The 7,579-nt window shown below is 62.8% G+C and carries 10 protein-coding genes; 4 read left to right on the plus strand and 6 right to left on the minus strand.

Annotation, left to right across the window (positions count from 1 at the left end; all coding sequences use genetic code 11):
• Nucleotides 1–8: 8 nt before the first annotated feature.
• Nucleotides 9–1,478, minus strand: coding sequence for a DHA2 family efflux MFS transporter permease subunit (locus tag B4E36_RS10165; RefSeq protein WP_292053284.1), 1,470 nt, complete (start codon nt 1,476–1,478; stop codon nt 9–11).
• On the opposite strand from B4E36_RS10165, the gene B4E36_RS10170 reads away from it, so the two are divergent.
• Nucleotides 1,472–2,113: a TetR/AcrR family transcriptional regulator gene (locus B4E36_RS10170; RefSeq protein ID WP_292053286.1), complete on the plus strand. Its 642-nt coding sequence runs from the start codon at nt 1,472–1,474 to the stop codon at nt 2,111–2,113. The genes B4E36_RS10165 and B4E36_RS10170 overlap by 7 nt on opposite strands.
• A gap of 71 nt (nt 2,114–2,184) precedes the next feature.
• Nucleotides 2,185–2,643 carry a hypothetical protein gene (locus B4E36_RS10175; protein ID WP_292053289.1) on the plus strand — a complete coding sequence of 153 codons (459 nt, stop codon included), beginning with the start codon at nt 2,185–2,187 and terminating at the stop codon, nt 2,641–2,643.
• Between the two features lie 58 nt (nt 2,644–2,701).
• Here B4E36_RS10175 and B4E36_RS10180 read toward each other — a convergent pair whose 3' ends face one another.
• Both B4E36_RS10180 and B4E36_RS10185 read right to left on the minus strand, forming a co-directional pair.
• Nucleotides 2,702–3,085 (minus strand): VOC family protein, encoded by a 384-nt coding sequence (locus B4E36_RS10180; RefSeq protein ID WP_292053290.1) that lies wholly within the window; start codon nt 3,083–3,085, stop codon nt 2,702–2,704.
• Between the two features lie 39 nt (nt 3,086–3,124).
• Entirely contained in the window at nt 3,125–3,934 is an 810-nt protein-coding gene (locus tag B4E36_RS10185) for an SDR family NAD(P)-dependent oxidoreductase (RefSeq protein WP_292053292.1), read from the minus strand.
• A 53-nt stretch (nt 3,935–3,987) separates the two neighbouring features.
• Here B4E36_RS10185 and B4E36_RS10190 point away from each other — a divergent pair, with 53 nt between their 5' ends.
• Nucleotides 3,988–4,371: a winged helix-turn-helix transcriptional regulator gene (locus B4E36_RS10190; protein ID WP_292053295.1), complete on the plus strand. Its 384-nt coding sequence runs from the start codon at nt 3,988–3,990 to the stop codon at nt 4,369–4,371.
• 275 nt (nt 4,372–4,646) lie between these two features.
• Here B4E36_RS10190 and B4E36_RS10195 read toward each other — a convergent pair whose 3' ends face one another.
• The 3 genes from B4E36_RS10195 to B4E36_RS10205 all read right to left on the minus strand — a co-directional run bounded on the left by B4E36_RS10195 (nt 4,647) and on the right by B4E36_RS10205 (nt 6,951).
• Nucleotides 4,647–5,306, minus strand: coding sequence for a CDP-alcohol phosphatidyltransferase family protein (locus tag B4E36_RS10195; RefSeq protein ID WP_292053297.1), 660 nt, complete (start codon nt 5,304–5,306; stop codon nt 4,647–4,649).
• Nucleotides 5,307–5,392: 86 nt separating this feature from the next.
• On the minus strand, nt 5,393–6,346 hold the full coding sequence (locus tag B4E36_RS10200; protein ID WP_292053300.1) for a phosphatidate cytidylyltransferase: 954 nt from the start codon (nt 6,344–6,346) through the stop codon (nt 5,393–5,395).
• Nucleotides 6,343–6,951 carry a lysophospholipid acyltransferase family protein gene (locus B4E36_RS10205; protein ID WP_292053385.1) on the minus strand — a complete coding sequence of 203 codons (609 nt, stop codon included), beginning with the start codon at nt 6,949–6,951 and terminating at the stop codon, nt 6,343–6,345. The genes B4E36_RS10200 and B4E36_RS10205 overlap by 4 nt, the downstream gene beginning before the upstream one ends.
• On the opposite strand from B4E36_RS10205, the gene B4E36_RS10210 reads away from it, so the two are divergent.
• A complete protein-coding gene (locus B4E36_RS10210) occupies nt 6,868–7,062 on the plus strand; it encodes a hypothetical protein (RefSeq protein WP_292053396.1) in 195 nt (64 codons plus the stop codon). The two genes, B4E36_RS10205 and B4E36_RS10210, sit on opposite strands and share 84 nt — an antisense overlap.
• Nucleotides 7,063–7,579 lie beyond the last annotated feature (517 nt).

Consider the following 7,579-nt stretch of genomic DNA (forward strand, 5'->3'; position numbering starts at 1 on the left):
CTCAGAGCTCACCTGGCCTGGCGGGGTGCCTCTATGCGTGTCGCAGCCAGCAGTGCTCCGAAAGACATGACGACCAGCGCTCCGAATGCGATCTGATACGCCCTCGCCGATGCAAAGACGCCGAACTGCTCGATGACGGCGGCCATGGCAATCGCGCCCAACGCGCCTCCCAGACGCTGGGCGATGTTGATCAGCGTCGCGGCGTCAGCGGTTCTGGTCTCGTCAACCTGATTATAGGCAGCCGTGATCGCAGGCATCTGGGCCAGAGCCAGGCCGGCTCCGCGTGCGACGAGAACAAGGATGATGGCGGGAAGTGCGATAGCGGCCGAGACGAGGAAAGGAATTGTCGCTAGAACCAGCAACCCGCATCCGGTCAGCGATACGGCTCTCGGTCCATGGCGATCCGTCAGCGTCCCCGCCGCCGGTAGCATGCAGGCGGAACCAAGGCCCATGGCCATGAGCATGAGGCCGGCTTCCGTTGATGTCTGTCCAAGGCTGCGCTGCAGGTAGATCGGCAGGAGCAGCAATCCGCCATACATGGCGGCGCCCGTCAATCCGGCCGTCACGACTGGCGCGGCAAAACCCGACCGCGCAAGAAGGGCGACATCGATCAGGGGGTCGGGCGTTCGGATGGCGTGGACGACAAAAGCGGACGTCAAACCAGTCCCGAGGACCAGGATTGCCAAAGAGAGCATGCCGATAGTGCTCGATCCGATCTCCGCCGCGCCGTAAAGCAGCAGCGGAAGGCCGAAACCGATGAGCATCAGTCCGCGAGCGTCGATCCGAGCCTTCTCCGACGACCTTTTGCCGGGCGGCACCAGACGCGCGGCGCCGATCAGGGCCGCGGTGCCCACCGGTCCATTGATCAGAAACAGCCACCGCCAGGAGCCCGTATCGATCAGCACGCCGCCAAAGGCTGGTCCCAGGGCCGGCCCAAGGGCGATGGCAAACCCCACGATCCCCATGAGCCGCCCCAACTGACGCCGTTCGGCGGTGGATGCCAGCACCGCCTGACCGGCAGGCACCATCAGCCCGGCTGCCAGCCCCTGCAGGCAGCGCGCCACGATCAGCTGCGTCACGGTCTCAGCCAGCGCGCAAATGATCGAAGCGAGCACGAAGGCAAGGATGCTGGCTTTCCAGACGCGACCGTCGCCAAGGCGTCGGCCGAGCCAGCCGGTGAGCGGCAGCGAAACGGCGAGTGCGATCAGATAGCCGGTCGCCACCCACTGAACGGACGACAAGGGCGCGGCGAGGTCGGAACGGATGGCTTCCAGCGCAAGGTTGGCGATGGTCGAATCGAGCATCGCCATGAAAGCGCCGGAGCCGGTGATGGCGGCGACCGCCCAAAGCCGGCCTGAGATTTGAGGAGGTGAAAGCGACATGGCGTTCAACGCGTGCGAAAGATGACAATGGCGAATCTTTATGATACAGTCGTACCATAAAAAATGACCATAAGCGAGGCCGGCCGCCCATGCCACGAACCGTCGACCACGACGAACGTCGCTCCATGATCCTGGAAGCCTTCATGCGCCTCGCCGCGCGTGAGGGATTGCATGCCGTCTCCCTGCGCGGCGTTGCCGCCGAAGCCGGCATCTCGCTGCGATTGGTGCAGTATTATTTCGAGACCAAGGCCAGGCTGATGCAATCGGGCCTCACCGCTCTCGAGACCATCAGCAATGAACGCCTGAGTGCCCGTCTTCAAAGTCTTGGGCCGTCGCCCGGTGCGCGGGCCACGCTCGAGGCATATTTCGCCGTTGCGCTTCCCACCGATCGCGAAAGCCGCCAGTTTCACCTGCTCTGGACCTCCTACGCGATGCTCGCGATGACCGACCCGGAGATTTCGGACCGAACCTTCGTGGATGGCCCCGACCGGCAGCAGGAGCGGATCGCATCGCTGTTGGAGAAGGGAAAATCCGACGGCGCGTTTCATGCCGCTCTCGATAGCGAGATCGAAGCAACCATCCTGATATCCCTGATACACGGCCTCGGAACCGCGGTTCTCGTCGGCCAGCAGACGGCAGAGCGCGCGTTTGCAAGCTTCGGGTATCACCTTGACCGTTTGACCGCAGAGGCAAGCGGAGAGCCGGGTCGCGATTGGCAGCGTTCAGAGTAAACACCGTCTCCGGCCTGGCAGAGAACGCTCCCATCCCCCCATTGAGAAGACGAACCAAGGAGCAGCCCTTGATGACAGACCTCATCCTTCCTGCAACCGCTCTTGCCACAGCGCTGGCCTTCATCGGCCTTGGCGGCGGCCTCTACGAGGTCGGTGTGATTGATCCCGCCTGGCCTCGACGACCGGACCTGATACAGCCCGATCATGGCGGCATATCGCGCAAGCGCTTCTGGATACCGGCACACGCGACTTTCGAAGTGCTGCTCGTCATCGCGCTTGCTCTTTCTTGGTCCATTGCCGATGTGCGGTTCTGGCTTCTGGTCGCGATGGCAAGTCACACCGTCATGCGGTTCTGGTCGGCCTTCGATTTCATCCCGAAGGCGCTCGCTTTCGAAAAGGCTGCCCCCGGTCCGGAGACGGAAGCCGCTGCAAGGCGATGGACGCGCCGAAGCCTGGCGCGCCTGCCGCTGGACATCCTTGACTGTGGCGCAATGCTGGCCGCCACGATTGCAGCGGCAGGGATCGCATAGGCGCCGCAGGGCAAACGGTTGCTCCCGTTGCCGGATCAAATGCATGGGTTTTGCGCGCTCATTCGCGGCCTTGAAACACCGCTTCCACATTGTTGCCATCCGGGTCGATGACGAAAGCCGCATAATAGGCATCGTGATAGTTCGGGCGTATCCCCGGTGCGCCGTTGTCGGCGCCGCCGGCGGAGACGGCGCCCGCATGAAAGGCCGCTACCTCTTCTCGGTTCCTGGCGCGAAAGGCGAGATGAAGCGGGGTAGGTTCCTGCCCCGGCGCGCTCATAATGAAAAATTCGACGCGCTCCCGGCCGAAACCGGCGACCCCGCCCTCGGGGCGATCGATAAAGAACTTCTTCTCTATGCCCAGCGGCGCGAGCACTGTTTCGTAGAAGCGCTGCATGTCCGCGAGGCGCGTGGACTTGAGGCTGACGTGATCGAAGATGCTCATTGCTGTTTCCTGACAGTGACGGGACCTTGAGCGGTCGTTTCAGATCGTCGGCAGCATTCCGCCGTCGAGACGCAGGTTCGAGCCGGTGATGTAGGCGGCGCGCGGGCTGGCAAGGAAGCAGACGGCATCCGCAATCTCCTCCAGCGTTCCCACCCGACCAACGGGAACCGCCGCAAAGAGCGGAAGGACCGCGGCCTCGATCTCATCCCAGGGCGCATCCGGCGCGATGCCTCTGGTTTGCGCGACCTCGCGGAACCTGAAGTCGAGCTTCTCGCTGTGAATAGTGCCGGGGGAAACCGTGTTCACGGTCACGCCTTCTACGGCGACGGCTTTCGCCATGGAGGCCGACATCGCAAGCATCGCCGCCTTGGCGGCGGAATAATCCGGGTTCGCTGCGGGCGGCATCAGTCCGGCGAGGCTGGCGATATTGATGATCCGTCCCCACCGCGCGCGCCGCATTGCCGGCAGCACGGCGCTTGTCACGCGCACGGCCGCCAGCACATTGGCGTCATAGGTCGCGGCCCATGCAGCGGCCTCCGTCGTGCTCCAATCGGACGCGCCGCCCGAACCGCCCGCATTGTTGACGAGAATGTCGATATCGCCGGCGGCGGCTCGGGCCGCGGACACCATTGCCTCGACCTGAGCGGCATCGGTGAGATCGCCGGTTACGACATGCGCCATTCCGCCCGTGGCCTCGATCTGCTCCGCCACGCCGCGCGCCTGGTTTACGTCGCGGCCGTGAACGATGACGGTTGCGCCTTCCAGGGCCAGCCCCCGCGCAATGCCTGCGCCGATGCCCTTGCTGCTTCCGGTCACCAGGGCAATCCTGCCCTCAATATGTAGATCCATGAACCGGCTCCTCTTGCTGTGTTACGTTGAGCCCGTGATTTAGGAGTGCCGCGATGGATGCCGCAAGAACGCACCAAAAAGTGCCTGTCAACAAACTGGATCGAAGCGCCTGCCTCGGCGCGGATGGGGCGGTCGCGCAGGTGACGCGTTGCCTGCGGATGATCAGCGGACGCTGGAAACTGCCGATCCTGTTTCGCCTCTATGCCGACGAGATGCTGCGAAGCTCACAGCTTCTGCGCGACATGCCTGACGTGTCGCAGAAGATGCTCACCCAGCATCTGCGCGCGCTGGAGGCGGACGGTCTGATCCTGCGAACGGATTTCGGCGAAACACCTCCCCGGGTGGAATACCGCCTGACCGAGCGCGGCCAGGCCCTGATGCCGGTTCTGCTCGCCGCCCGCCAGTTCGCGGAGGACCATGAGCGGGCCGTCAGATAATGGGATGAAGACGCCAGACGAGCAAAGCTTAGTCGGCCGAAAGGTCGTTGCATACTGCCTTGCGGAAGACGGTTGCGAATGTCTACGAAAGGCGGAAGCCACCGCGCACGCGTGGTCGAGGCACACAGCCGACAATCGCGGTGAAGGGACGAAACCATCATCATGTCGCTGGCCGGCAAACTGCTTCGGCCGTCTCTGGAGAGCGTTGCCTGGGTCCTGTCGAGAATGCCTTTCAGCCGCCCTGCCCTTCTCTCATGGTTTCGCGCTTCAACGGGCTATTGCGGTTGGCTGGCCTTGGCCCGCAGCAGCTTGCGGATCCGTCTCCCCCGGCGCCAGCAGGTGACCGCCGCAAGCAACACGATCAGCCACAATGCTGCCTCAAGCACGAAGCCGATGGAGAGCCCAAGCATGGGTGCCGTCAGACACAGCAATGCGGCAATCGTCAGCGTCGCCATCCGCTGCGGCTTTGCCATCGGGCCACGGTAGTCGGCGGGCTGGCCGAGCGATTGCGCAAAGGCACGAAGATAGGCCGTGAAAATGGCAAGCGCCGCAGCCGCCCAACCCAGCGAAGGCATGCCCGCCCCATAGCCCGCGCCGACTAGGATGAGCGTGTCGGCAACACGATCGGGCGCTTCGTTCCAGAACGGGCCATCGTCCGCCGCGCGACCGACCTCGACCGCGAGCATGCCGTCGAACAGATTGCACAGAAGGCGCAACTGGCAAAACAGCGCGGCTGCGAGCAAGAGGACGATCCGCAAGGCCCCGGCCGCATCGCTGGAAAACGCGAATGCCAGGCCGGCGATCCCCGCCATCACCATGCTCAGAAACGAGATCTGGTTTGGCGTGATGGGCGTCTTCGCAAGCATGCGGACAGTCGCTTGCGCCCAGGCCGTCTGCCGGCTGGCAAGGGGCCGACGGTGTTCAAGGTCGGGCATGGCTACTCCCCTCATCAAGTTTCTCTGCGGATCGACCTGTCGACACGCCCTGCCGTCGTGCCGCGTTTCAGATGAAAAATACCCTGCTAGCTGGTCGACCACCAGAACCGGACGAGATGAAAGAAAATCGGCGCCGCGAACACGACAGAATCCAGCCGGTCGATGAAACCGCCATGGCCTTCGATCAGATGTCCCCAGTCCTTCACGCCCCTGTCGCGCTTGATGGCCGACATGACGAGGCCGCCAAAGAACCCCATGAGCGCGATGGCGAAGGCGAGCAAGCCCGCCTCAAGCATGGAAAACGGCGTCATCCAGCTGAGAAGCACGCCGATCAGTGTCGCGCTCGCAACGCCGCCGACGAAGCCTTCGACCGTTTTGGAAGGCGATAGCCGCGGGGCGATCCTGTGCCGGCCGAGAAGCTTGCCCCAGACATATTGCAGAACATCGCTCATCTGCACCACGAAGATCAGGAACACGATCAGCAGGATGTTACGGCCGTCATAGCCGGGTATGTCGAGACTGAGCAGCGCAGGGACATGGCTCGCGCAGAAGACGCAGATCATCAGGCCCCACTGGGTCTCCGCTATCCGCACCAGGAAATCATCCACATCCCCTCGCAGAGCCGCTAGGATCGGAAGGAAGAGGAAGGCGTAAACCGGAATGAAGATCGAATAGATGCCATACCGTTCTGCCCAGACGAGATAATACTGGACCGGCAGGACGACGAAGAAAGCGGCGAGCAGAACCCGATGGTCGGCGCGCGTGGTGTTCGTCAGCGTCGCGAATTCCCTGAGTGCTGCGAAGGACAGAAGCGCAAACAGCACAACGACGCCGGTCTTTCCCGCGAGAAAAGCGATGCCGAGAAGCGCGACCATGGCCCACCACGCGCGGATGCGGGCGTTCAGGTTCTCGATCGCATCATTGCCGCCGTCAGGAGAAAATTTCCGCTTCAGCACATAGCCTGTGACCGAGGCTACGATAAGAATAAGCCCGACGGCCAGCAGCATGTATCCAAGTTCCGGGATCGCGGTCGTGCTCATGGCTGCTCCGTTTCACGCCTGCGGACGGGCTCGTCCTCATCGGCGAGCGTCAGAAGCCGGTCACGCGCCCTCTCCAGAAACGCCGCCTTGCTCTCCCCAGGATCGAGCCGAAGCGCCGCTCCGAAGCGAACGATGCAAAGCAGCGGAACCGGCAGGAATTCCCCCTTCGGCAACACTCTGTTCAGGTTGGAAATCCAGACCGGAACGAAGTCGACATCGGGCCGCGCTTCGGCAAGGTGAAAAATGCCGCTCTTCAACGGCAGCAATCTATCCTCGGTGGTGTTGCGGGTTCCCTCGGGAAAAACGATCAGCGACGACCCTTGATCGAGCGCTTCCGTCATCGCAGTGATCGGATCGATATCGGCACGCTCGCCATTGCGGGCGATCAGGAGTGACCGGAAGGCGTCGACGCCGATGAACCGGCGCAGACGGGAGGCTTGCCAGTAGTCCGCTCCAGCAACAGGCCTGGTTGCGGCCCGCAAGCCCGGCGGAAGCACAGTCCAAATCAATACGAAGTCGCCATGGCTCGCATGGTTGGCGTAAAAGACACAGGGCTCGGTGTAGGCCTCATCGCTGTGCCGGACACCACGAACGGCGGTTATCAGGCGCGCGAGAAAGCCGATCAGCGCGGCAACGAAACCGGCCGCAAATCTGCGAACAACCAACATCATCCGACCATCATGCAAAAATCGAATCCTGCCATCGGCACCTTATAGCCCGCAGTATTCTCTCGAACAAATCGCAGGACCCTCGACAGTGCCGAGCGATAGCCTCGGTCTTATGATCGCCTGCCCCATAAATGATGGCCGCCGCCGAGACCGCCAACGGCGCCCAGAAATGGATGAGGCCGATCTGGCTCCAGACGCTGAACTCCTCATGGCATCCGGTGGGGTTCATCCCACAGCCCGGGGGCACGAAATAGGAGAACCACACGAATGTTCCGATGAGGAGCAGGATGCCGCACAACAGGGAGAGTATTTTCATGAGTGCTTGCCTTGCCTGTTTGCCGTCCAGCCCCTCGGTCGTTCGCTGGGGTGGCCCGGCTGTCGATCGCTCACGCGTCGCCCCCCGCGAAAGATGCCGTTTCAATTTGCCCGCAAACCTGTCGCAGACAAACCGCTGCTTCCCTCACACGCTATCCCGCGAATTCCGTAGCGCGATGATACATGCTCACGAGACGGCGGCGGAACGCCTGGCGCTGCTCATAATCGGCAACGGAGGCTGCCCGGCTCA

It is taken from the genome of Martelella sp. UBA3392 (assembly GCF_002358775.1).
GTDB lineage: Bacteria > Pseudomonadota > Alphaproteobacteria > Rhizobiales > Rhizobiaceae > Martelella > Martelella mediterranea.

Coding starts and splice junctions, on each gene's coding strand:
- B4E36_RS10170 (WP_292053286.1), top strand. CDS start 1,472: ATGCCACGAACCGTCGACCACGACGAACGTCGCTCCATGATCCTGGAA.
- B4E36_RS10175 (WP_292053289.1), top strand. CDS start 2,185: ATGACAGACCTCATCCTTCCTGCAACCGCTCTTGCCACAGCGCTGGCC.
- B4E36_RS10180 (WP_292053290.1), bottom strand. CDS start 3,085: ATGAGCATCTTCGATCACGTCAGCCTCAAGTCCACGCGCCTCGCGGAC.
- B4E36_RS10185 (WP_292053292.1), bottom strand. CDS start 3,934: ATGGATCTACATATTGAGGGCAGGATTGCCCTGGTGACCGGAAGCAGC.
- B4E36_RS10190 (WP_292053295.1), top strand. CDS start 3,988: ATGGATGCCGCAAGAACGCACCAAAAAGTGCCTGTCAACAAACTGGAT.
- B4E36_RS10195 (WP_292053297.1), bottom strand. CDS start 5,306: ATGCCCGACCTTGAACACCGTCGGCCCCTTGCCAGCCGGCAGACGGCC.
- B4E36_RS10200 (WP_292053300.1), bottom strand. CDS start 6,346: ATGAGCACGACCGCGATCCCGGAACTTGGATACATGCTGCTGGCCGTC.
- B4E36_RS10210 (WP_292053396.1), top strand. CDS start 6,868: ATGGCTCGCATGGTTGGCGTAAAAGACACAGGGCTCGGTGTAGGCCTC.